Origin of the sequence: Thauera aminoaromatica (assembly GCF_000021765.1) — a bacterium.
GTDB classification, from domain to species: domain Bacteria; phylum Pseudomonadota; class Gammaproteobacteria; order Burkholderiales; family Rhodocyclaceae; genus Thauera; species Thauera aminoaromatica.
In genome coordinates this window covers 602,965-624,167 of the sequence record NC_011662.2, presented here as the reverse complement: position 1 = coordinate 624,167, position 21,203 = coordinate 602,965, and the positions used below count along the sequence as shown (strand labels likewise).

The following is a 21,203-nucleotide window of genomic DNA, read 5'->3' as shown; positions in this document are numbered from 1 at the left end:
CCCCCTCCCACGTGCCAGACCGCGTGCCGGACCTCGCGCAAGGGATTGAAGCTTGCACCTGGGTGCGCCGCCGTCAAGCGCCGTCCGCCACCACGCGCGACGATCCGGCGCGACCGTGCGGCGCGCTTTGCCTATACTTCCGGAGCACCCCCAACGAGGAGAAGAGAACCGATGTCCACCTGGTACCCCGACAATGCAGAATCCATCGGCCGCACCCCGCTCGTGCGCCTGAACCGCGTGCTCGACGGCGCGCAGGCCACCGTGCTGGCGAAGATCGAGGGCCGCAACCCGGCCTACTCGGTCAAGTGCCGCATCGGCGCGGCGATGGTCAAGGACGCGATCGCCCACGGCCGCCTCGGCCCCGGCCAGGAGATCGTCGAGCCCACCAGCGGCAACACCGGCATCGCGCTCGCCTTCGTGTGCGCCGCGCGCGGCATCCCGCTGACCCTGACCATGCCCGAGACCATGAGCGTGGAGCGCCGCAAGCTGCTCGTCGCCTATGGCGCCAGACTGGTGCTGACCGAAGGCCCCAAGGGCATGAACGGCGCCATCGCCAAGGCCAAGGAGATCGTCGACAGCGACCCCGGCCGCTACGTGCTGCTGCAGCAGTTCGAGAACCCCGCCAACCCGGCGATCCACGAGACCACCACCGGCCCGGAGATCTGGAACGACACCGACGGCGGCATCGACATCCTGGTGTCGGGCGTGGGCACCGGCGGCACCATCACCGGCATCTCGCGCTACATCAAGCGCGTGCGCGGCAAGGACATCCGCTCGATCGCGGTCGAGCCCGCCGCCAGCCCGGTGATCAGCCAGACCCTCGCCGGCCAGCCGCTGACCCCTGCGCCGCACAAGATCCAGGGCCTGGGCGCGGGCTTCGTGCCGAAAGTGCTCGACCTCTCGCTGATCGACGCGGTCGAGCAGGTGAGCAACGAAGACGCGGTGCTCTACGCCCGCCGCCTGGCGCGCGAGGAGGGCATCCTCGCCGGCATCTCCTGCGGCGCGGCGGTGGCCGCCGCGGCGCGCGTCGCGAAGCAGCCCGAGAACGCCGGCAAGACCATCGTGGTGATCCTGCCCGACTCGGGCGAGCGCTACCTGAGCTCGATCCTATTCGAGGGCCTGTTCGACGAGAAGGGCATGGCGATCTGACCAGACCATGACGATCCGCGTGCGCCGCGCGTACGACCCACCCGCAGCCGGGGACGGCTGCCGGGTGCTGGTCGATCGCCTGTGGCCGCGCGGACTCGCGCGCGAGAACGCACGGATCGAGCACTGGCTGCGCGAGCTCGCGCCCTCGAGCGAGCTGCGCAAGTGGTTCGCCCACGACCCGGCGCGCTGGGACGAATTCCGCCGCCGCTACGCCGACGAGCTGCGCGCCCCCGCGGCCGCCGCGGCACTCGCCGAGTTGCACGGCCTGATCGCCGCGCATCCGGTCCTCACCCTGCTCCACGCCGCGCGCGACACCACGCACAACAACGCCGAGGCGCTGCGCCTGTGGCTGGCGTGCGGAGCCGCTTCCCGACCCGGCAATGCCTGACCCGGCGGCGGGCCGGCGCGCACGACGCCCGCGCCCGCGCATCCTGTTACCGGTACGCACGGCTGTAATCCGGACTGCGTGATAATCTGCATTGTGCAGTGCACAATGCAGACCTGCAGCTTGCCGGACAGGCGCCAAGGGACTCCCCTGCCGTCCGCCCGGACCCGAAGGGGGTTTCGATGTTTCGCTTGCCGTGGCCAACCAGGAAGGATGCCTCCACCCCCGTCGCGCTCGCGCTGCAGGGCGGTGGCGCGCATGGCGCGTACACCTGGGGCGTGCTCGACCGCCTGCTCGAGGCGGGAGTGCCGATCGAAGGCATCAGCGGCACCAGCGCCGGCGCGATGAATGCCGTGGCGCTCGCCGAGGGCTGGACCACGGGCGGGGCGGAGGGCGCGCGCGCCGCGCTCGACCGCTTCTGGACGGCCGTCGGCGACAGCGTTCCCTTCCACCTCGAGCTGCTGCAAAGCCTCAGCCCCTCGGGTGACGGCAGCCTCCCCTCGCCGATGAACATGATGCTCGGGCTCGCCCGCGTGTTCTCGCCCTATCAGCTCAACCCCTTCGAGCTCAATCCGTTGCGCGACGTGGTGCGCGCGCAGTTCGACTTCGAGCGCATCCGCCGCGCGTGCCCGCTCAAGCTCTTCATCGCCGCCACCGCGGTGCGCACCGGCAAGGTCAGGCTCTTCCGCACCGCCGAGCTCGGCGAAGCCGCCTTGCTGGCCTCGGCCTGCCTGCCCACGCTGCATCACGCGGTGGAGATCGACGGCGAGCACTACTGGGACGGCGGTTTCACCGCCAACCCGGCGATCTACCCGCTGCTCTACGAATGCGACACGCCGGACCTGCTGATGGTGCTGCTGAACCCTCTGCAGCACGAGCAGGCCCCCCGCAGCGCCGAAGACATCGCGGCGCGCAGCATGGAGCTCGGCTTCTCCACCACCTTCCTGCGCGAGATGCGCATGATCGCCCACGCCCGCCAGTTCATCGCCGAGCGTCCGCGCTGGTCGCCGATCGGCCGCCTCGAGCGCAAGCTGCTGCGCGAGCGCTTCCACCTGATCGATGCCCCCGAGCTCGGCGACGCCGGCAGCGCGAGCAAGCTCGATGCCACCGCCAGCGCCCTGCTCCGGCTGCGCGAACTCGGCCGCGCACGCGCCGAAACCTGGCTGCAGGCGCATGCCCACGAGGTCGGCCGGCGCGAGACGATCGATGTCGGCGCCCTGTTCCTGTGAGGCCTGCATGCCCGACACCGGCCCCGTGCGGGCGCAGCGCGGCGGCGCAGCGCCCCGCTACGGGGTTTCCAGCCCGTGCCAGGCTTCGCTCGCGCTCGCGTAGAAGTGCGCGGGGATGCGCCGCTTCTCGAGCTCCTCGCCGAGCTTCATGCGCAGGAAGCCGTTGGCGGTGTAGCGGGTCACGGTGTGGTAATGGGCATCCATCAGTCCCTTCACCATCTCGACGTAGTCGTCCACCAGTTCCGGCACGATCGAGAAGCGGTCGTAGTTGACCACCGCATCCACCTTGCGCCCGAGTGGAGCGAGCGCGGCGCGCACCGCGTCGCGAATCGCGGCGATGTCCTGCGGGGTGCGCACCGACAGCCCCTCGAAGTCGACGAAGAACACGTCCTGCTGCGCGTCGTAGGCCAGCCGACGCCCGAGCGGAACGTCGAGCAGGTCGTGGCGCAAGCCCATCGGCGCGTCGGCGAAGATGCGCGCGTCCATCCGCACGGGCGGGCCCTTCATCACCGGTACGAAGTCCATGCGAGCGAGGATGTCGCGCTGCAGATCGATCCCCGGCGCGATCTCGATGAGCTCGAGTCCGTCCTCGCACAGCCGGAGCACGCAGCGCTCGGTGACGTAGAGCACGTCCTGCCGCCACTTCGCCGCCTGCGTCCCGCTGAAGGTGCGATGCTCGACCGCGTCGACGAACTTCCTCGTCTCGCCCTCGCGGACGATGCGCAGGCATCCATCCTCCACCGCCACCTCCAGCCCGCCCGCGCTGAAGGTGCCGACGAAGACGACCTTCTTGGCATTCTGCGAGATGTTGATGAAGCCGCCCGCGCCCGCGAGCCGCGGGCCGAACTTCGACACGTTGAGGTTGCCCTCGCGGTCGGCCTGGGCGAGGCCGAGGAAGGCGATGTCCAGCCCGCCGCCGTCGTAGAAGTCGAACTGGCTGGGCTGGTCGATGATGGCCTGGGTGTTCACCGCCGCGCCGAAGCTCAGCCCGCCGGCGGGAATGCCGCCGACCACGCCCGGCTCGGCGGTGAGCGTGAGCAGGTCGATGAGCTTCTCCTCCGCGGCCACGGTCGCGACCCCCTCCGGCATGCCGATGCCGAGGTTCACCACCGCAGCCGACTGCAGCTCCATCGCGGCCCGGCGGGCGATGATCTTGCGCGCGCTCATCGGCATCGCGCAGATCGCCGACATCGGCACGCGGATCTCGCCGGAGAAGGCCGGGTTGTACTGCTCGCTGTAGGTCTGCATGTGGTGCTCGGGACGATCCGCCACCACCACGCAGTCGACCAGCACGCCCGGCACCTGCACCTGGCGCGGATTGAGCGAGCCGCGCTCGGCGATGCGCTCGACCTGCACGATGACGATACCGCCGGAGTTGCGCGCGGCCATGGCGATCGCTCGCGCCTCCAGGGTCAGCGCCTCCTTCTCCATGGTGACGTTGCCGTCGGGGTCGGCGGTGGTGCCGCGGATGATGCCGACATGGATCGGAAAGGCCTTGTAGAACAGGTAGTCCTCGCCGTCGATCGGCATCAGCCGCACAAGATCCTCGGTGGTGCGCGCGTTGAGCTTGCCACCGCCGAAGCGCGGATCGACGAAGGTGCCCAGCCCGACCCGGGTCAGCGTGCCCGGCTTGCCGGCGGCGATGTCGCGGAACAGGTGCGTGATCACCCCCTGCGGCAGGTTCCAGGCCTCGATGCGGTTATCGACCGCAAGCGCCTGCAGGCGCGGCACCAGCCCCCAGTGGCCGCCGATCACGCGCGCCACCAGGCCCTCGTGGCCGAGGTGGTTGAGGCCGCGCGCCTTGCCGTCGCCCTGCCCGGCCGCATACACCAGGGTCAGGTCGCGCGGGCTGCCCGGGCCGCCCTCCGCCTCGAGGAAGCGTTTTTCGAGCGCGATCGCGACGCTCTCGGCAAAGCCGATGCCGACGAAGCCGCCGGTGGCGACCGTGTCGCCGCTGCGGATCAGGCGCACCGCCTCGCGCGCCGAAACGATCTTGCCGGTGTCGGCGGCGCGCAGCGACGCCACCATCGGATGCGTTTTCCTTGCCATGGCGGATCTCCCTCGCGCCGCGCCGGGAAGCGGCCGGACCGTGTTCGGCGGGTGATCACCACCACCAGCGCGACGAACGAAAAGACTACCCTATCCGGAGCGATCGAGCGCCAGGGCACGAGCCCTCCGCGGTCGCGACCGCGCAGTCATCGCCACATGTCGCGCATCTTCGCGGCGAGGTCGATCGCCGCCTGGCGCGAGGCCGGCGAGCCCTGGAGTTCGGGCGCAGGCAACGGCCAGCTCATCTGCTCGAAGTGCCCGAGCAGACGGTTGGGGATGAAGCGGCTGCGCCCGGCATAGACATGGCGATCGCCCAGGCCCGTCTGCTGGGTGACGTGGAAGCGCTGCGGCACGATCAGGTCGAGGGCGTCCTTCGCGCGCGTCATCGCCACATAGAGCAGGCGGCGCTCTTCCTCGATCTCGGCGCTGTCGCGCGTGGCGACGTCCGAAGGGATGCAGCCGTCGACCACGTTGAGCACGCTCACCGCGTTCCACTCCTGGCCCTTGGCCGAGTGGATGGTCGACAGGATCAGGTAGTCCTCGTCGAGCAGCGGCATGCCGGCCTCGGCGCTGGTGGCGCTGGGCGGATCGAGCGTGAGTTCGGTGAGAAAGCGCTGCCGGCTCGGGCTGGTGGCGGCGATGCGCGCGAGCTGCTGGATGTCGAGCACGCGCACCTGGAAATCGTCGTACAGGCGCGGCATCTGCGCCTCGTACCAACGGCAGGCGAGCTCGAAGTCGGTCGGCCACGGCAGGCCGCCCCTCGCCCCGCCCGCAAGACCCTCCGCACGGACAGGCGCGGTGGTTCGTGCAGGAGCGCCGCCAGGCGCGAATGCGGCGGTCGAGGCCTCCTCCCGCCCGGAAAGCCGGTCGACCAGCGTGGCGAACTCCAGCCACCCCGGGCGCGCCGCCTCCGGCACCGGCTGCTCGGCGAGCAGCACGCAGCCCGGCGGCGCGCTGCAGACGTTGTCGAGCACGCGCCCGGCAGTCCTGGGGCCGATGCCGGCGAGCAGCTGGATGGCACGGAAGCCGGCGATGCGGTCGCGCGGGTTCTCCGCCCAGCGCAGGAGCGCGAGCACGTCCTTGACGTGGGCGGCCTCGAGGAACCTGAGCCCGCCGTACTTCACGAAGGGGATGTTGCGCCGGGTCAGCTCCAGTTCCAGGCGCGCGCTGTGCGCCGAGGCGCGGAACAGCACCGCCTGCTGCTTGAGCTTCAGCCCTTCCTCGCGGCGCGCCAGCACGCTGTCGACCACGAAGTCGGCCTGCGCCGCCTCGTCCTTCACCGTCACCAGGCGCGGGCGCTGCGCCGAGGCGCGCTCGCTCCACAGGTTCTTGGCGAAGCGCTCGGCGGCGAGCGCGATCACCGCGTTGGCGGCGTCGAGGATGGGCTGGGTGGAGCGGTAGTTGCGCTCCAGCGTCACCACCCGCGCCGGCGGCTCGAAGGCCGCCGGGAAGTCGAGGATGTTGCGCACCGTGGCGCCGCGGAAGGCGTAGATCGACTGCGCGTCGTCGCCGACCACGGTCAGGCCGCGGCCGTCCGGTTTCATCGCGAGCAGGATCGCCGCCTGCAGCGCGTTGGTGTCCTGGTATTCGTCGACCAGCACGTGGTCGAAGAGGCCGCCGATTTCGGCACCGAGCTCCGCCTCGCCCACCATCTGCGCCCAGTACAGCAGCAGGTCGTCGTAGTCGAGCACCTGCTGCGCCTGCTTGGCCTCGACGTAGGCGCGGAACAGGCGCTTGAGCTCGTCCTCCCACTGCGCGCACCACGGGAAGCTCGCCTGCAGCACCTCGGCGAGCGCGGCGCGCGTGTTGACCACCGCCGAATAGATCGCCAGGCAGGTGCCCTTCTGCGGGAAGCGCTGCTTCGTCGCCGACAGCCCGAGCTCGTGGCGCACCAGGTTCATCAGGTCGGCGGAGTCCTCGCGGTCGTGGATGCTGAAGCCGGGGTCGAGCCCGATGCGGCCGGCGTGGTCGCGCAGCAGGCGCGCGCCGATGGCGTGGAAGGTGCCCGCCCACTGCAGCTCGGCGCGCGCCAGGCCGGGACGGTCGGCGGCGGCCTGCGCGAGGATGCGACGCACGCGCCGGCCCATCTCGTCCGCGGCGCGGCGCGAGAAGGTCAGCAGCAGGATGCGCGCGGGATCGGCCCCGGCCGCCGCGAGGCGCGCCACGCGGTGCGCGAGCGTGCCGGTCTTGCCCGAGCCGGCGCCGGCGATCACCAGCAGCGGCCCGGCGTCGATGCGGCCATCGGCGCCGATGCCGTGCCCGACCGCGGCGCGCTGGGCGGGGTCGAGCGCCGCGAGCGGATCGGCGGCCGGCGGCCGCGGGGAGGAGGTCTTGGAGCGAGGCTCGGAGTTCGGCCCGGGAAGGGTCTCGATAGGGGGCGACATGGCTGTAAGTATATTCAGCCTCGGCGCGCGCAGATAGCCGCGGCAGAGGCGATCGCTCCAGAATGTGCACAGCACCGACCGACCACCGGAGATCCGCGATGCCCGCCCCCGAACCACTTCTGCCGAGCTGCCTGCAGCCACGCCGCGTGATCCTCTTCAGCGGCCACATGATCGATGCGCCCGGCCGTGCCGAACCGCGCTTCCCGCCCGCACTCGCGCCCGCGGCGGCGGCGCGCATCGCCGAAGCGCTCGATCGCCTGGAGGCCGGCCCGCTCGACCTCGGCCTCACCCAGGGCGCGGCGGGCGGCGACCTGCTCTTCGCCGAGGCGGCGCAGGCGCGCGCGCTGCCGCTGCTCTTCCTGCAGCCCTTCGGCGAGGACGAGTTCATCGCGCGCTCGGTACGCCCGGTGAGCGCGGGCGAGCAGTGGGTGGCGCGCTACCGCGCGGTGGCCGCCCGCCTCGCCAGCCCGCCGCACGCCATGCCGCCCGCCCCCGCGGCCGCGGCCGACAACCCCTTCGAGCGCTGCAACCGCTGGCTGCTCGACACCGCGCTCGCCTGCGGCGGCGAACGCGTCTGGCTGCTGTGCCTGTGGGACGGGCGCCGCGGCGACGGCGCCGGGGGCACCGCGCATATGGTCGAGGAGGTAAGCCGCCACCGCGGCCACGTCCTCCACATCGACACCCGCGAGCTGCGACCGCACGATCCGGCTGGCAGCCCCCCGCTGCCGGACTAGGCTGAATCGAGCCGGGCGCGGCAGGCCCGCAATCCGAAGGTCCAGCGCAGACCCCTCATGACCGCGACGGCGGCCACGCCTGGGAGATCGCCTGCGGCGGATCCGCGACGCGATCTGAGCCCCCGCCCCCGACCGGGGGCGCGCTGCGCGCGATCAGCCGCGCACGCCCCCGCGCAGGAAGCGCCCGGTGTCGAGGAAGTGTAGGGTCTGGATCAGGCAGGCGCGCGACCACAGCATCTGCATGTGGGTGACCGGCAGCACGGTGTGGTCGCGCGCGCCCGGCCAGCGCGTCTCGGCCACCGTCACCATGCCGTCGTTGGGCTTCTCCATGCCGGGCACGATGCGCCCCATGCCGACCGGGCGGTTGCCGGCGACCACGCCGATCTCGTAGCCGGGCGGCACCTCGGGCAGCGGCCGCGCCAGCCACTGCGGCAGCACGCGGCCGAGCGCGCCGCGCAGAAGCGGGACGCGCAGGATGCGCTCGCCCGCATGGGACCCGCAGCACGGCGAACCGAGCAGGACCACGCGGCCGATGCCTTCCGGATGATGGCGGGCGAGCATGTTCAGCACGACACAGCCGCCCAGGCTGTGCCCGACCAGATGCAGCGGCCGGCGGCCGAGCGCGGCGATGTGCGCCGCAAGATCATCTGCCGCGCCGTCGAGCGAGCCGAGCAGCGAATGCCATGAGAACACCCGGCTCTCGCGCCCCATGCGGCGCAGCTCGCGACGGTGCGCGGAAAACACCACGCCGTGCATCCACAGGCCGTGGACGAAGAGGATCACGGACTCCGCGCCGGCTACCACAAGCGCCCCCGCGTTCCACGCACAAGACAGGCAGGGGCACCCTGCAGGAAAGGGGGCGTCCCTCTCCTTGCGCGCACTTCATGCAAATCCTGCAGCTCGACACACCGGAAAAATCTCAATATTTGAGATCTATATTCACATATTGACATGGCTTTCCTCAAACCCCAGCATTCATGGCTTTAATCGATTATCCAGTTTGGATTCCACCCAGCCGCGTACCGGACAAATGCGAGTCCTCGAGAGCCGCAGGCAGCCTGTCGGTACCCAATGAAGGAACTACACTCCATGTCCAACCAGCTCGCAACCCCCCTCCGCCGCCGCATCCTCGCGACAGGCCTCGCCCTCGCCGCTTTCGCACTCGCCGGATGCTCGGGCGAACAGAAAGGCACGCAACCCGCGACCACAGCGACGAACCAGAAGCTGGTGATCAAGGTCGGCCACGCCGCCACGGAGTCCAACACCGGCCACAAGGGGCTGGTCGAGTTCAACCGCCTGCTGGGCGAAAAGACGGGCGGCCGCATCAGCCTGGAGATCTACCCCAACTCGCAGCTCGGCAGCGAACGCGAGCTGATCGAAGCGGTGCAACTGGGCAGCGTCGGCATGACCTTCGTGTCCTCGGCCCCGCTGGGCGGCTTCAAGAAGGAGTTCTTCGCCCTCGACCTGCCCTTCGTGTTCAAGGATCGTCCCACCGTCTACAAGGTGCTCGACGGCGAACCCGGCCAGTACCTGCTGAAGAGCCTCCAGGACATCAACATCCAGGGCCTCGGCTTCTGGGAGAACGGTTTCCGCCAGCTCAGCAACAGCAAGGTGGCGGTGAAGACGCCGGATGACCTGAAGGGCATCAAGATGCGCACGATGGAGAACGAGGTCCACCTCGCCGCCTGGAAGGAGCTGGGTGCCAACCCGGCGCCGCTGGCCTTCGGCGAGCTGTTCACCGCGCTGCAGCAGGGCACCTTCGATGCCCAGGAAACCCCGATCAACCTGTTCCGCGACATGAAGTTCTTCGAGGTGCAGAAGTTCATCACCAAGACCGGCCACCTCTACTCGCCCTTCGTCATCCTGATGAGCAAGCCGCTCTACGACGGTCTGAGCGAGGCCGACAAGCAGGCCATGGCCGAAGCCTTCGAAGCCGCCAAGGCGTACCAGCGCGACCTCGCGCAGAAGAGCGACGCCGAGGCCGAAGCGCAGATGACCGGCATCACCTTCACCGAATTGAGCGACGCCGAGAAGGAAGCCTTCCGCGCCAAGATGGGGCCGGTGTACGGCCTGGTGAAGAAGAAGGCCGGCGAGGAAATCGTCAAAAAGGTGCTGCAGGCCACCAACTAAGCCTGCGACGCCCCGGCCGCACGCAGCCGGGGCGCCGTCCTTTCGGCCCCGGCGTTCGTCCGGCGCGGCCCGCGACCCCGAGAGACCCCATGCTCAAGAAACTCGATGATCACTTCGAGGAGGCACTGATCGTCCTGCTGATGGCAGCGATGACCGTCCTCATCGTCGTGCAGATCTTCATGCGCTACGTCGTCCAGGAATCCCTGACCTGGTCCGAAGAACTGGCCCGCTATATCTTCGTGTGGGCGACCTACCTCGGGGTGGCCTACGGCATGAAGAAGAATGCCCACATCTGCGTGGAGGCGGTGACCGGCTACCTGCCCGCCCGCACCAGGGAGATCACCTACATCGTGGCCCAGGTGGTGTTCCTGCTGTTCGCTGCGCTGGTGGTCAAGGAAGGCTTCGTGCTGAGCATGAAGATCTTCAAGTTCGGCCAATCGTCGGCGGCACTCGGCATGCCGATGGGGGTGATCTACCTGGCGCCGACGGTCGGTTTCGCGCTGGTGTTCATCCGCCTCGTTCAAAACATCGTCGCGGGATTCAAGCGCCTGCGCACCTTGGGGGTGGCAGCATGATCTCCCTGATCCTGTTCGGGCTGTTCGCCCTGCTGATGATCGTGGGCGTGCCGATCGGCATCTCGCTCGGCATCGCGGCGATGGCGGCGCTCGGCTACGGCGGCGTGGTCGACAGCAGCTATCTGGCGCAGAGCCTGGTGACCTCGATCGACTCCTTCCCGCTGATGGCGGTGCCCTTCTTCATCCTCGCCGGCGACCTCATGGGCCACGGCGGCATCTCGCGCCGCCTGCTCGAAGTCGGCGAGATCCTGTTCGGCCGTTACACCGGCGGCCTCGGCCTGGTCGCCGTGGCCACCTGCATGTTCTTCGCCGCGATCTCGGGCTCGGGCCCGGCGACGGTGGCGGCGATCGGCGGCATCCTGTTCCCGGCCATGCTCAAGCGCGGCTACGACCGCAACTTCTCGGTCGGCCTGGTCGCGTCCGCAGGCTGCATCGGCGTGGTGATTCCGCCCAGCATCCCGATGGTGATCTACGCGACCTCCTCCGGCGCCTCGGTGTCCAGCCTCTTCCTCGCGGGGGTCGTCCCGGGAGTGCTGATCGGCGTGGTGCTGATGCTGATGAGCTGGTTCATCGCGCGCAAGGCCGGTTACCACGGCATCGAGCGCAGCTACACCGGCGCCGAGATCTTCCGCATCCTGTGGGACGCCAAGTGGGCGCTGCTGGTGCCGGTGATCATCCTGGGCGGCATCTACGGCGGCATCTTCACCCCGACCGAAGCCGCGGCGGTGGCGGTGGCCTACGGCTTCTTCGTCGGCGTTTTCGTCTACAAGGACCTCAAGCTCGCCGATGTCTACAAAGTGCTGGCACACTCCGCCCTGACCTCCGCGACGGTGATGGTGATCGTCGGCACGGCGACGGTGTTCGGCCGCGTGCTGGCGATCGAAGGCATCCCGGTCAAGCTGGCCAACGAGATCGTGGCCCTGACCAGCGATCCGATCATGATCCTGCTGCTGATCAACGTGCTGTTCCTGGTGGTCGGCTGCTTCATGGAGACGCTGGCGGCGATCATCATCCTGACCCCGATCCTGCTCCCGGTGGTGCTGAAGGTGGGCGTCGATCCGGTGCATTTCGGCATCCTGATGATCGTCAACCTGGCGATCGGGATGGTCACCCCGCCGATGGGCATCAACTTGTTCGTCGGCTCGCGGGTCGGCAACGCCCAACTGGAAGGCGTCATTCGTGGCGCGACGCCCTTCCTGCTGTCGATGATCGTGGTGCTGCTGGTATTGACCTACGTGCCGCAGATCACCCTGTGGCTGCCCAACCTGATGAAGTGATCGCAACGCTGTCGAGAGAGCCGAGCCGATGACCGCACTGAATGCCTCTTCCGCTGCCGCGCTGGAAGCCCTGACCGCCGTTTTCGGCGCCGACGTGCTCCCCGGCGATGCCAGTCCGAAGTACCTGCAGGACTGGAGCGGCTGCGCCGGCGGCCAGCCGCTGGCGATCCTGCGCCCGCGCAGCACCGACGAACTGTCGCGCATGCTGGCGATCTGCCACGCCCACGGCCAGGCGGTGGTGCCGCAGGGCGGCCTCACCGGCCTGTGTGGCGGCGCGGTGCCGGCCGGCGGCGAGGTGGTGGTGTCGCTCGAGCGCATGAACCGCATCGAGCGCATCGACATCGATTCGGGCACCGTCATCGTCGAGGCCGGCGCGATCCTGCAGACGGTGCAGGAAGCCTGCCGCGACGCCGGCGCGCTGCTCGCGGTCGACCTCGGCGCGCGCGGCTCCTGCCAGGTGGGCGGCAACGTGTCGACCAACGCGGGCGGCAACCGGGTGATCCGCTACGGCAACACCCGCGACCTGGTGCTCGGGCTCGAGGTGGTGCTCGCCGACGGCACGGTGTTGAGCATGCTCAACCAGATGGTCAAGAACAACGCCGGCATGGACCTCAAGCATCTCTTCATCGGCAGCGAGGGCGTGCTCGGCATCGTCACCAGGGTGGTGTTCAAGCTGCAGCCGCTGCCCAAGGGCGTGAGCACCGCGGTGGTCGCACTGCACGACTACCCCGCCGCGCTGCGCTTCCTGCGCCATGCGCAGCAGAGCCTGTCCGGACAGGTCAGCGCCTTCGAGATCATGTGGAACGACTACCTGGTCACCGCCGTCGCTGCCGGCAAGCTGCGCGCGCCGCTCGACACGAACTATCCGGTGTACGTGCTGATCGACATGCACTGCGGCCAGCCGGAGACCGACGCCGGGCGCTTCGAGGCGATGCTGGAACAGGCCATCGAGGCGGGCTGGATCCTCGACGGCGCGGTGGCGCAGTCGGTGGCCGAGGCCGAAGCCTTCTGGGCGATCCGCGATGGCGTCGCCGAAGTGCTGCGCGACTATGCGCCGACGCTCAACTTCGACGTCTCGGTGCCGATCGCGCAGATCGGCGAGTGCGCAGCGCGCATCCGCACCGAGCTCGACCGCGACTGGCCGGCGCTCAAGGCGCTGTTCTTCGGCCACGTCGGCGACGGCAACCTGCATGTGGTGGTGTGCAAGGTGCCGAGCGACCACGACAGCCAGATGCGCATCGAGGACGCGGTGTATTCGGTGGTGCGCAGCTACGGCGGCTCGATCTCGGCCGAGCACGGCATCGGCACGCTCAAGCGCGACTGGCTGCACTACTCGCGCAGCGAGGCCGAGCTGGCGCTGATGCGGACCTTGAAGCACACCCTGGATCCGAAGAACATCCTCAATCCAGGCAAGCTGATCTGAGCGTTCAGTCCTTGCCCGGTGCGCCGAGCTCCGCGCTGATGGCGCGTGCGGTGTTGCGAACTTCGTTGATCAGTCCCTGCATGCGCTGGCGGTCCATGTACTCGCGGGCCGATGAAACGCTGACCGCCGCGACGATACGCTGGCTGCCATCGCGGATGGGTGCGGCGACGCAGCGGATGGCGCCTTCGTTCTCGCCGAAATCCTCGGCGTAATCGAGCCCGACGTAGCTGCGCATCCTGGCCATCCATTCGGCCATGGCGTCGGGGTCGGCCTCGCCGCCGAACTCCTTGCGATAGCAGTGCCGCCAGAAATCTTCACTGCGATCGAGGATCAGGGCCTTGCCCACGCCGGTGGAGCACACCGGCTTGCGCCCACCGACGCGGGAACTGATCTCCACCGGGCGCTTGCCCGCGATCTTGTCGAGGTAGGTCACCTCATCGTGGACCAGCGCGGCAAGATGGATGGTGTCGTACGTCCGGCTGGCGAGTTCCTCCAGGTAAGGCCGGGCCAGCTTGCGAAGATCGGCCTCGCGATAGCCCGCAAAGCCCAGCTCGATGAGCTTCTGGCCGAGGCTGTAGCCCTTGCGCGGCTCGAACTTGAGGTAGTTGCGATCGGCCAGGGACGAAGCGAGACGATGGGTGGTGCTGAGGCTGAGGCCGGTCTGTGCGGCGATTTCGGCGACCGTGCGCGCACCGTCCGCGATCGCCTCGAGAATGTCGAGTCCCCGCAGCATGGTCTGCCCCTTCGTGGGGGCATCGGCGTTCAGGGCGCGTGATTTCGAGGAAGTCATGCTGCGTCGACGTGGCGCGGGTCGGGTGGAGGTGGAAGGCAGCATGGCACCGCAAGCGCCTGCGCTTGGCGAAATTGTTGCACACCGGTGCAGCCGCCGCTCGATTCGAGCGCCCCGCCCGAGGGGTTGCCGTCGCACGGCGCGCTCAGTTGCCCTTCAACTGCCGCGCCGTCAGCGAGGGATTGTCGCCACTGTACGCGGCCTTGATCGCGTCCCAGGCTTCCTCGGCGGTCTCGGCGTAGTGGAACAGGTTCTTGTCCTCGGGGCTGATCACGCCGTGCTCGACCAGCACGTCGAAGTCGATCAGGCGCTGCCAGAAGTCGCGCCCGATCAGCACGATCGGGCGGCGGCGGATCTTGCGCGTCTGCGTCAGCGTCAGCACCTCGAAGAGTTCGTCGAGCGTGCCCAGCCCGCCGGGGAAGCTCACCAGCGCCACCGCGCGCATCAGGAAGTGCATCTTGCGGATCGCGAAGTAGTGGAACTGGAAGCACAGCTCGGGCGTGATGTAGGGGTTGGGCGCCTCCTCGAAGGGCAGGAAGATGCTCATCCCCATGCTGCGCCCGCCGGCCTCGAAGGCGCCGCGGTTGCCCGCCTCCATGATCCCCGGACCGCCGCCGGTGGCGACGATCACCGGCTCGCCGAGCGCCTCGGACTCGCGCGTGACCAGCTCGCCGAAGCGGCGCGCCTCCTCGTACCAACGCGCGTTCTTCACCATCTGACGCGCGCGCGCGGTCGCCGCCTCGTCGCCGCTCGCCAGCGCGTCGCGCAGCATCGCCTCGGCCACGTCCGGCGCCTTGAAGCGCGCGCTGCCGAACACCACCACGGTCGACTCCACCCCCTGCTCCTGCTGCACCAGCTCGGCCTTGAGCAGCTCGAGCTGCAGCCGCACCGGGCGCAACTCGTCGCGCAGCAGGAACTCGGTGTCGGTGAAGGCCATGCGGAAGGAGCTGCCGGGGCCGTCGTAGCGGCCCTGCGGCTGCGCGGCCTTGGCCTCGTCTTCGGCAGAGGGGAAGTTGCGGGCGCGCAGGGGGGAATTCTTGCTCATCGGTCAATCCATCCGGTTCGGGGAGCCGCATCATCGCATCCGCGCGTGACGGGACGCGAGCCCTGTCCCCGGTTCAGCGCCCGTCCCAGCACGCGACGGACGCGGTCGACACCCCCTGTTCCAGCGCGGCTCGCGTCTGGGCCTCCAGTGCGCGCAGGAAGCCCGGCCGCGCCTGCAGCCGCTGCCAGTACGCCAGGGTCGCCGGCTTGAAGCGGTCCTGCAGGCCGATGTCCGTGGCCAGCATCAAGGCGTAGCCGACCGCGACGTCGGCCGCGGTGAATCGCCCCGCGCACAGGAACTCGTGCGTTTCGAGCCGGGGTTCGAGCGTGCGCAGACGCGACAGGAACCAGCGCGTGTAGTCCTCGGCCGCCTGCGGCAGGCGGCGCTCGGGCGGCTCGAAGCGGCCATAGCGCAGGATCAGGGTTTGCGGAAAGGTCAGCGTGGCTTCGCCGAAGTGCAGGTAGTTGAGGTAGGCGCCGAAATCCGCTTCGTCCACACCGACATCGAGCGCGCGCGGCGAATGGCGCGCCGCCAGGTACTGGCAGATCGCCGCCGACTCGCTCATCCGCACGTCGTCCTCCAGGAAGGCCGGGATGGTGCCGAGCGGATTCACCGCGAGGTACTCCTCGTCGCGGCTGCGCGGCGGAAAGGGCAGCACTTTCAGCGCGTAGGGCAGCCCGAGCTCTTCCAGCATCCACAGCGCGCGGAAGGATCTGGCATTGATGCAGTGATAAAGGGTCGTCGTCATCGGCGTTGCGCTCCGGAGAAAAGCAGTCACAGCCCCGCACTCGGGATGTGGGAAAGGATTGAAACGATGGCAGGAACTCAACCCAGCAGCGCCACCGACTTGATCTGCGCCCACATCCGCCGCCCCGGGCGCAACCCGAGCTGCTCGGCGGCGCGGCGGGTGATGCGCGCCAGCAACGCGGTGCCGCCCGCGTCCAGGCGCACCAGCACGTGGGCGGGGGTGTCGGCACCGACGACCTCCTCGACGATCGCCGGCAGCAGGTTCTGGATGCTGCTGCCCTCGACCAGGTGGTCAGCGAGGCTGACATCGCGCGCGTGGATGCGGAAACGCAGGCGGCGGCCGGGCGGCGCGGGCTGGCGCTGCACCCACACCGCGCCGCCGGGGAAGTCCAGCCGGGTGAGGTGGTAGTGGTCGTCGTGCTCGGCCACCGTGCCGTCGACCACCACGCCGGCGTCCTCGGTGAAGGCGGTGGGCAGGTCGAGCCGCGCCATGGTGGCGTGCAGCTCGCCCGCGGCCATCGCCTTGCCCTCGCCGAGCATGACCACGTGGTCGGCCAGACGCACGACTTCGTCGGGCGCGTGGCTGACGTAGAGCACCGGGATGTCGAGCTCGTCGTGCAGGCGTTCGAGGTAGGGCAGGATCTCCTGCTTGCGACGGTGGTCGAGCGCGGCGAGCGGCTCGTCCATGAGCAGGATGCGCGGGCTGGTGAGCAGCGCGCGCGCCATGCCGACGCGCTGGCGCTCGCCACCGGAGAGGCGGTCGGGCATGCGTTCGAGCAGGGCCTCGATGCCGAGCAGGGCCACCGCGTGGTCGAGCGGCACGCGGCGCGCGGCGGCCGGGATGCGGTGCAGGCCGAACTCCAGGTTGCGCCGCACCGACAGGTGGGGGAACAGGCTGGCCTCCTGGAAGACGTAGCCGAGCGCGCGGCGGTGGGTAGGCACCAGGATGCGACGCGCGTCGTCCTGCCAGCACTCGCCATTGACCACCAGGCGACCGCGCGCCGCCGGCTCCAGCCCGGCGACGCAGCGCAGCAGCGTGGTCTTGCCCGAGCCGGAGTGGCCGAACAGGGCGGTGACGCCGCGCCCGGGCAGGCGCAGGTCGACATCGAGGCGGAAGCCGGCGTAGTCGACGGCGAAGCGCGCCTCGATGCCGGCGGCCGGGCGGGCGCAGCCCGCGGCGGCGCCGGTTGCGGTGCCTGCGGCGCCTGGCTGCGGAACATCGGCCATCAGCCCACACCTCCGCCTGCGTGGCCGCGCCGCCGGCCGTAGAGCGCGAGCAGCACCACGAAGCTGAAGGCCAGCATGCCGGCCGACAGCCAGTGCGCCTGGGCGTATTCCAGCGCCTCGACGTGGTCGTAGATCGCCACCGAGACCACCCGCGTACGCTCGGGGATGTTGCCGCCGATCATCAGCACCACGCCGAACTCACCCACGGTATGGGCGAAGCCGAGGATGGTGGCGGTGACGAAGCCCGGCCGCGCGAGCGGCAGCGCGACGTTGAAGAAGCGGTCCCAGGGCCCGGCGCGCAGCGTGGCGGCGACCTCGAGCGGGCGGCGCCCGATGGCCTCGAAGGCGTTGGCGAGCGGCTGCACGACGAAGGGCAGCGAATACACCACCGAGCCGACCACCAGGCCGGCAAAGCTGAACGGCAGCAGGCCGAGGCCGAGCGCCTCGGTGAGCCTGCCCACAGGCCCGTTCGGCCCCATCGCCACCAGCAGGTAGAAGCCGATCACCGTCGGCGGCAGCACCAGCGGCAGCGCCACCACCGCCCCCACCACGCCCTTCCAGCGCGAGCGCGTGCACGCCAGCCACCACGCCAGCGGCGTGCCGAGCAGCAGCAGCACCGCGGTGCTGGCCGCGGCGAGTTCCAGGGTGAGGCGGATGGCGGACCAGTCGGCGCCGCTCAGGGTGGGCATGGTGGGTGAATGAAGGAGGCAGGATCGTCGCGGCAGCGCGCGCGGGTGGCGGCGGGCCCCATTGTGCCGCGCCGGGGAGCACTCGTGTAGGCGCGACGCAAGTCGCGATCCCGCATGTCCCGAGACGCGACGGCTTTCGTGGGAGCGACGCAAGTCGCGATCCGGCAGCGCCGCTACGCGGCCCCCGCTCACCGCCCCGCGGACACGGCCGGCAGCTCGAAGCCGTAGCGCCGCAGCACCGCGCGCGCGGACTCGCTGCCGATGAACTCGGCAAAAGCCGTGGCGAGCGGCTTGCCGGCGGCAGCGCGGGTGAGCATGAAGCCCTGCTCCAGCGGCTCGTGCAGGCCGGCGTCGATCAGCGTGTAGCCCCCCTGCGCGGCCAGCGTCGGGTTGAGCGCCAGCGACAGCGCGATGATGCCCACCGCGGCGTTGCCGGTCTGCACGAACTGCGCGGTCTGGGCGATGTTCTCGCCCTGCACCAACCGCGGCTGCACCGCTTCCCAGACGCCGGCGGCGCGCAAGGCCTCCTCGGCACGCTTGCCGTAGGGGGCGTGGCGCGGGTTGGCGATGGCGATGCGGCCGATCGCCGGGTCGGCGAGATCCTTCAGTTCGAGCATGCGCGCGTCGCGCGTCGCGCTCCACAGCACGATGCGTCCGAGCGCGTAGGGCCGCGTCGCACCGTGGGCGAGGCCCTCGGTCTCGAGCGCGCGCGGGTAGGCGATGTCGGCGGAAAAATACAGGTCGAAGGGCGCGCCCTGGCGGATCTGCGTGGCGAACTTGCCCGAGGAGCCGTAGACGACCTCGACGGTGTCGCCCGGATGCGCGCGGCCGAACTCGGCCACGATCTCGTCGAGCGCGAACTTGAGGTCGGAGGCCGCCGCCACCGTGATGCGCTCGCCCGCCGCGGCGTGGGGTCCGAATACGCCTGCGGCCAGGGCGAGCAGGGCACCCAGCACACGACGGCGCAGGGGCAAGTTGGACAGGCACATCGATCGTTCTCCTCCAGTTGAACACTTGGCCTGCAGCGTTACGCCAGCACAGCCGACACGGCAGGCCGACACCGCGGCCACATGAGACCGCGACTTGCGTCGCGCCTGCAAGCCCCCCGGCGCACCGGAGGCTGGAGACGCGACGGGGGCTGGAGATGCGACGGTTCTTGTGGGAGCGACGCAAGTCGCGAGCGGGCGGCGCCGTCATGCGTTTGCGCTCGCTTCGCCGCTGCAATCGCGACTTGCGTCGCTCCTACAGTGCAGCTCGATCGTACGAGACGGGAATTCACGCAGCCGCGGCGGTTTTCGTCGGAGCGACGCAAGTCGCGAGCGGGTGGCGCCGTCATGCGTTTGCGCTCGCTTCGCCGCTGCAATCGCGACTCGCGTCGCTCCTACAGTGCAGCTCGACCGTACGAGACGGGAATTCACGCAGCCGCGGCGGTTTTCGTCGGAGCGACGCAAGTCGCGAGCGGGTGGCGCCGTCATGCGTTTGCGTTCGCTTCGCCGCTGCAATCGCGACTCGCGTCGCTCCTACAGTGCAGCTCGATCGTACGAGACGGGAATTCACGCAGCCGCGGCGGTTTTCGTGGGAGCGACCTAAGTCGCGAGCGGGCGGCGCCGTCATGCGCTTGCGTTCGCTTCGCCGCTGCAATCGCGACTCGCGTCGCTCCTACAGTGCAGCTCGACCGTACGAGACGGGAATTCACGCAGCCGCGGCGGTTTTCGTGGGAGCGACGCAAGTCGCGAGCGGGCGGCGCCGTCATGCGCTTGCGCTCGCTTCGCCGCTGCAATCGCGACTTGCGTCGCTCCTACGAGAATCCTCGTCACCGCTCTTCGCGGGCGCCTCACGCCTCAGGCCCAAGCAGGCTCCCCTGCACGAAGCGCCAGATCAGCGTCGATGCATCCGGCCCCTGCGGGTCGCTGAAGTGCTCGCCGGCGGCGCCGCCGCTCCAGGCATGGCCGAGGCGCTCGACCTCGCACAGGCGGACGCACACCCGGCGCCGCACACGCCAGTCGGTCACCGTCATCGCGTGGCGCGCCCCGCGCTGCACCCGGCGCGGATCGGCGGCGCGCGCGCCGAGCGCGGCGGCCCACTGCTCAGCGGCGGCGTGGGCGTTGCGAACCGACACCACGCGGTCCTCGCTGCCGTGGATCACCAGCAGCGGCGGCCGGTTCCCGCGCTCGACCGCGGTCGGGGGCAGGCTGCGGCCGCGCATCGCGGCCAGCACCCCGGCCGCCGAGTTTGCCGCGCCCGGCGCGACACCAGCGTGCATCGCGACCGCGCAGAAGCGCTCCGGCCAGCGCACCGCGAGCAGGGCCGCCATGCTCGCCCCCGCCGACAAGCCGGCCACCGCCACCGCGTCGCGGTCGACCGGGTAGAGCAGGCAGGCCTGGTCGATCGCCGCGATCAGAGTCGCCGCCTCGGCCTCGGCGCGATGGCTGCGCGTGTCGTACCAGTTCCAGCAGCCCTGCGGATTGGCGGCCAGGTCCTGCTCGGGATAGAGCACCAGGAAGCGCTCGCGCGCGGCGAGCCGGTCCATGCGCGTGCTGCGCGCGAAGGCCGCGGCGTTCTGGCCGCAGCCGTGCAGCATCACCAGCAGCGGCAGGCGATCGCTGCTGCGCACGTCTGCCGGGCGGAACAGCCGGAAGCGGCGCAGGCCCGCCGGCCCGATCGCCTGCCCGGGGATCCAGTCGCCGGCCGACACCGGCAGGCGGTAGGGCGCGGACATCGCCTCGACGCCGCGCGCCGCGGCCTTGCCGGCGGCGTCCGCGCCGGCGCGGAGCGCGCGCCGGGTCATCGCGGTGGTGGCGCGCTCGATGGCACGCAACAGGGGCGAAGGGCGGACGCGGCGGCTCACCACACTACCCTCCTGTCGCTGCGCCACCTCCTCCCCGAGGGAGGAGAGCGCCAGCCTTCGGGCGGCCGTGCAGACGTGCTCACGCCAGACGATCGTCGCAGGGCGCCGCGTTGCGCGTCCGTGCAGCGGAGGGCGAGTTGGCCGACGGCAGACTGGCCGACGGCGGATTGGCGGACCCAGCCGCGGCGAGGTCCGTTCGCGCCGCCCTCATCGGCCGCCGCGCTCCTCGCGCGCCACCGCGGCGAGCTCGCGCAGGTACCAGGCCGCGTAGCCGTAGCCGGCGAGCGCGACCAGGGCGGAATAAAGCAGCTCGCCTTCAAGCGCATGGCCGGCGAGCATGTTGGTGACGACGACGAAGCTCAGGTAGAGCGCGGCGACCATGCCGCCGAAGATGCGGATGAGGGCGAAGGTCTTGCGCTGCTTGAGGGTGGGCTGGGCCATGGGTAGACGGGGCGGGACAAGGAGACAGGCGGCAGGGTAGCCGATTCCGGCCTTGCCGGCATCGGCCGGGGGAGCGCAGCG

The 21,203-nt window shown here is 70.2% G+C and carries 19 protein-coding genes; 8 read left to right on the top strand and 11 right to left on the bottom strand.

Annotation, left to right across the window (positions count from 1 at the left end; all coding sequences use genetic code 11):
• Positions 1 to 171 precede the first annotated feature (171 nt).
• From cysK to TMZ1T_RS02665, 3 genes are all read left to right on the top strand, one after another.
• On the top strand, positions 172 to 1,149 hold the full coding sequence (gene cysK / locus TMZ1T_RS02675; RefSeq protein WP_004313067.1) for a cysteine synthase A: 978 nt from the start codon (positions 172 to 174) through the stop codon (positions 1,147 to 1,149).
• Positions 1,150 to 1,156: 7 nt separating this feature from the next.
• Positions 1,157 to 1,537: a DUF488 domain-containing protein gene (locus tag TMZ1T_RS02670; RefSeq protein ID WP_004313065.1), complete on the top strand. Its 381-nt coding sequence runs from the start codon at positions 1,157 to 1,159 to the stop codon at positions 1,535 to 1,537.
• Positions 1,538 to 1,716: 179 nt separating this feature from the next.
• Complete coding sequence (locus TMZ1T_RS02665) at positions 1,717 to 2,763, top strand: patatin-like phospholipase family protein (RefSeq protein ID WP_012584503.1); 1,047 nt, start codon at positions 1,717 to 1,719, stop codon at positions 2,761 to 2,763.
• Between the two features lie 57 nt (positions 2,764 to 2,820).
• Here the strand turns inward: TMZ1T_RS02665 and TMZ1T_RS02660 are convergent, their stop codons facing one another.
• Positions 2,821 to 4,812: an acyl CoA:acetate/3-ketoacid CoA transferase gene (locus TMZ1T_RS02660; protein ID WP_012584502.1), complete on the bottom strand. Its 1,992-nt coding sequence runs from the start codon at positions 4,810 to 4,812 to the stop codon at positions 2,821 to 2,823.
• A 146-nt stretch (positions 4,813 to 4,958) separates the two neighbouring features.
• Positions 4,959 to 7,196 (bottom strand): ATP-dependent helicase, encoded by a 2,238-nt coding sequence (locus TMZ1T_RS02655; RefSeq protein WP_012584501.1) that lies wholly within the window; start codon positions 7,194 to 7,196, stop codon positions 4,959 to 4,961.
• A gap of 98 nt (positions 7,197 to 7,294) precedes the next feature.
• Here TMZ1T_RS02655 and TMZ1T_RS02650 point away from each other — a divergent pair, with 98 nt between their 5' ends.
• Positions 7,295 to 7,930: a hypothetical protein gene (locus TMZ1T_RS02650; protein ID WP_012584500.1), complete on the top strand. Its 636-nt coding sequence runs from the start codon at positions 7,295 to 7,297 to the stop codon at positions 7,928 to 7,930.
• A gap of 153 nt (positions 7,931 to 8,083) precedes the next feature.
• Here the strand turns inward: TMZ1T_RS02650 and TMZ1T_RS02645 are convergent, their stop codons facing one another.
• Positions 8,084 to 8,713, bottom strand: coding sequence for an esterase/lipase family protein (locus tag TMZ1T_RS02645; protein ID WP_231570627.1), 630 nt, complete (start codon positions 8,711 to 8,713; stop codon positions 8,084 to 8,086).
• 306 nt (positions 8,714 to 9,019) lie between these two features.
• Here TMZ1T_RS02645 and TMZ1T_RS02640 point away from each other — a divergent pair, with 306 nt between their 5' ends.
• The 4 genes from TMZ1T_RS02640 (at position 9,020) to TMZ1T_RS02625 (ending at position 13,335) form a co-directional block, all read left to right on the top strand.
• Complete coding sequence (locus tag TMZ1T_RS02640) at positions 9,020 to 10,060, top strand: TRAP transporter substrate-binding protein (RefSeq protein ID WP_012584499.1); 1,041 nt, start codon at positions 9,020 to 9,022, stop codon at positions 10,058 to 10,060.
• A gap of 89 nt (positions 10,061 to 10,149) precedes the next feature.
• Entirely contained in the window at positions 10,150 to 10,635 is a 486-nt protein-coding gene (locus tag TMZ1T_RS02635) for a TRAP transporter small permease (protein ID WP_012584498.1), read from the top strand.
• Positions 10,632 to 11,912 carry a TRAP transporter large permease gene (locus TMZ1T_RS02630; RefSeq protein ID WP_012584497.1) on the top strand — a complete coding sequence of 427 codons (1,281 nt, stop codon included), beginning with the start codon at positions 10,632 to 10,634 and terminating at the stop codon, positions 11,910 to 11,912. The genes TMZ1T_RS02635 and TMZ1T_RS02630 overlap by 4 nt, the downstream gene beginning before the upstream one ends.
• A gap of 28 nt (positions 11,913 to 11,940) precedes the next feature.
• Positions 11,941 to 13,335, top strand: coding sequence for an FAD-binding oxidoreductase (locus tag TMZ1T_RS02625; RefSeq protein WP_004318975.1), 1,395 nt, complete (start codon positions 11,941 to 11,943; stop codon positions 13,333 to 13,335).
• 4 nt (positions 13,336 to 13,339) lie between these two features.
• Here the strand turns inward: TMZ1T_RS02625 and TMZ1T_RS02620 are convergent, their stop codons facing one another.
• The 8 genes from TMZ1T_RS02620 to TMZ1T_RS02585 form a co-directional block, all read right to left on the bottom strand.
• Positions 13,340 to 14,068: an IclR family transcriptional regulator gene (locus TMZ1T_RS02620; RefSeq protein ID WP_187283021.1), complete on the bottom strand. Its 729-nt coding sequence runs from the start codon at positions 14,066 to 14,068 to the stop codon at positions 13,340 to 13,342.
• A 202-nt stretch (positions 14,069 to 14,270) separates the two neighbouring features.
• Entirely contained in the window at positions 14,271 to 15,170 is a 900-nt protein-coding gene (locus TMZ1T_RS02615) for an LOG family protein (RefSeq protein WP_004318979.1), read from the bottom strand.
• Positions 15,171 to 15,243: 73 nt separating this feature from the next.
• Positions 15,244 to 15,918, bottom strand: coding sequence for a glutathione S-transferase family protein (locus tag TMZ1T_RS02610; protein ID WP_012584495.1), 675 nt, complete (start codon positions 15,916 to 15,918; stop codon positions 15,244 to 15,246).
• Positions 15,919 to 15,995: 77 nt separating this feature from the next.
• On the bottom strand, positions 15,996 to 17,144 hold the full coding sequence (gene modC, locus TMZ1T_RS02605; RefSeq protein ID WP_004318983.1) for a molybdenum ABC transporter ATP-binding protein: 1,149 nt from the start codon (positions 17,142 to 17,144) through the stop codon (positions 15,996 to 15,998).
• Positions 17,144 to 17,833 carry a molybdate ABC transporter permease subunit gene (gene modB, locus TMZ1T_RS02600; protein WP_004318985.1) on the bottom strand — a complete coding sequence of 230 codons (690 nt, stop codon included), beginning with the start codon at positions 17,831 to 17,833 and terminating at the stop codon, positions 17,144 to 17,146. Before modB ends, modC begins: the two co-directional genes overlap by 1 nt.
• A gap of 188 nt (positions 17,834 to 18,021) precedes the next feature.
• Positions 18,022 to 18,822 carry a molybdate ABC transporter substrate-binding protein gene (gene modA, locus TMZ1T_RS02595; protein WP_012584494.1) on the bottom strand — a complete coding sequence of 267 codons (801 nt, stop codon included), beginning with the start codon at positions 18,820 to 18,822 and terminating at the stop codon, positions 18,022 to 18,024.
• An 845-nt stretch (positions 18,823 to 19,667) separates the two neighbouring features.
• Positions 19,668 to 20,681, bottom strand: a complete 1,014-nt coding sequence (locus tag TMZ1T_RS02590) for an extracellular catalytic domain type 1 short-chain-length polyhydroxyalkanoate depolymerase (protein WP_041589767.1) — start codon at positions 20,679 to 20,681, stop codon at positions 19,668 to 19,670.
• Positions 20,682 to 20,888: 207 nt separating this feature from the next.
• Positions 20,889 to 21,122 (bottom strand): hypothetical protein, encoded by a 234-nt coding sequence (locus tag TMZ1T_RS02585; RefSeq protein WP_004309500.1) that lies wholly within the window; start codon positions 21,120 to 21,122, stop codon positions 20,889 to 20,891.
• Between the last annotated feature and the right edge of the window lie 81 nt (positions 21,123 to 21,203).

Bases quoted from the DNA above. Each gene is read 5' to 3' on its own strand.
- TMZ1T_RS02665 (WP_012584503.1), top strand. From the start codon at position 1,717: ATGTTTCGCTTGCCGTGGCCAACCAGGAAGGATGCCTCCACCCCCGTC.
- TMZ1T_RS02635 (WP_012584498.1), top strand. From the start codon at position 10,150: ATGCTCAAGAAACTCGATGATCACTTCGAGGAGGCACTGATCGTCCTG.
- TMZ1T_RS02640 (WP_012584499.1), top strand. From the start codon at position 9,020: ATGTCCAACCAGCTCGCAACCCCCCTCCGCCGCCGCATCCTCGCGACA.
- TMZ1T_RS02630 (WP_012584497.1), top strand. From the start codon at position 10,632: ATGATCTCCCTGATCCTGTTCGGGCTGTTCGCCCTGCTGATGATCGTG.
- TMZ1T_RS02625 (WP_004318975.1), top strand. From the start codon at position 11,941: ATGACCGCACTGAATGCCTCTTCCGCTGCCGCGCTGGAAGCCCTGACC.
- TMZ1T_RS02660 (WP_012584502.1), bottom strand. From the start codon at position 4,812: ATGGCAAGGAAAACGCATCCGATGGTGGCGTCGCTGCGCGCCGCCGAC.
- modA (WP_012584494.1), bottom strand. From the start codon at position 18,822: ATGTGCCTGTCCAACTTGCCCCTGCGCCGTCGTGTGCTGGGTGCCCTG.
- TMZ1T_RS02615 (WP_004318979.1), bottom strand. From the start codon at position 15,170: ATGAGCAAGAATTCCCCCCTGCGCGCCCGCAACTTCCCCTCTGCCGAA.
- TMZ1T_RS02610 (WP_012584495.1), bottom strand. From the start codon at position 15,918: ATGACGACGACCCTTTATCACTGCATCAATGCCAGATCCTTCCGCGCG.
- cysK (WP_004313067.1), top strand. From the start codon at position 172: ATGTCCACCTGGTACCCCGACAATGCAGAATCCATCGGCCGCACCCCG.
- TMZ1T_RS02650 (WP_012584500.1), top strand. From the start codon at position 7,295: ATGCCCGCCCCCGAACCACTTCTGCCGAGCTGCCTGCAGCCACGCCGC.
- TMZ1T_RS02655 (WP_012584501.1), bottom strand. From the start codon at position 7,196: ATGTCGCCCCCTATCGAGACCCTTCCCGGGCCGAACTCCGAGCCTCGC.
- modB (WP_004318985.1), bottom strand. From the start codon at position 17,833: ATGCCCACCCTGAGCGGCGCCGACTGGTCCGCCATCCGCCTCACCCTG.
- TMZ1T_RS02670 (WP_004313065.1), top strand. From the start codon at position 1,157: ATGACGATCCGCGTGCGCCGCGCGTACGACCCACCCGCAGCCGGGGAC.
- modC (WP_004318983.1), bottom strand. From the start codon at position 17,144: ATGGCCGATGTTCCGCAGCCAGGCGCCGCAGGCACCGCAACCGGCGCC.
- TMZ1T_RS02585 (WP_004309500.1), bottom strand. From the start codon at position 21,122: ATGGCCCAGCCCACCCTCAAGCAGCGCAAGACCTTCGCCCTCATCCGC.
- TMZ1T_RS02620 (WP_187283021.1), bottom strand. From the start codon at position 14,068: ATGCTGCGGGGACTCGACATTCTCGAGGCGATCGCGGACGGTGCGCGC.